This is a genomic window from Parachitinimonas caeni (assembly GCF_030129945.1).
GTDB classification, from domain to species: Bacteria; Pseudomonadota; Gammaproteobacteria; order Burkholderiales; family Chitinimonadaceae; genus Parachitinimonas; species Parachitinimonas caeni.
Genome location: NZ_JARRAF010000143.1, coordinates 1 through 814 on the forward strand (window position 1 = coordinate 1; position 814 = coordinate 814).

Consider the following 814-nt stretch of genomic DNA (forward strand, 5'->3'; position numbering starts at 1 on the left):
GAGGGCGTCATCGCCCAGCGGGGTGTGGAGGCGGAGGGGGCGCGGCATGGGGCAAGTCCTCGACAGCTCATTGGCTTAACGATAGCCAATATCCCTGGCTCCCAGGCAGGATTCGTCTGTCGCGGCCAGTTATCAGGCCGGTGGAGATCGTAAGTCCCCGCCGGGATCTTTTACCCAGCCTTGGCGCAATAGCTCGCACCCGATGGCCGCATACAGGGCTTCGGCATTCGCTGCGATGCCCAGATGTTTGACTTCATGATGATCCGGCAAGCGGATGAAGGCGACGCTACCAATCGCGAGGTCTTCCCAGGCGTCATATCGCACAAACTGGCATTGCCGGGGCATGGGTGTCCACCAGTAGGGAAGCAGTAACAGGGTATGGCAATGCACCACCTGCCCCTTCTGGATCCGCAGCACGGACAGCAGACAGAAGGGTAGCAACAGGATGATCCAGGCCATGACATACCCGTATTCGGTCGGGATGCGCCCAGCGGGCATCAACCACAATGCTGGCAACCATAGAAAGATCAGGCTGCCGTGATTCGGCATCACAAAGTACCGGGTCTGACCCACCCCGGAGAGGCTGAACCACCAGCCCAGCCAACGGCGAAATGGCAGACTGACCCAGCGGTGAATGGCCTGCAGCCATCGCTTCATTTCAGGGTTTCCCATAAAGTCGGCCAGCGATATCCCACGCCGGGAGTCTCTGCCCACCTCTCTGATTGATCGACCTCACCTGCCCTGGACACGCGTCACAACAGGGCTTCGCAGTGCAGCAAACGCCCTACAATGGAATCATCTTTCCTGTTTCGAG

General features: G+C 59.3%; 1 protein-coding gene. It reads right to left on the reverse strand.

From position 1 onward, the window contains the following. Positions 1 to 132 precede the first annotated feature (132 nt). Positions 133 to 657 carry a hypothetical protein gene (locus PZA18_RS24015; RefSeq protein ID WP_284103416.1) on the reverse strand — a complete coding sequence of 175 codons (525 nt, stop codon included), beginning with the start codon at positions 655 to 657 and terminating at the stop codon, positions 133 to 135. Between the last annotated feature and the right edge of the window lie 157 nt (positions 658 to 814).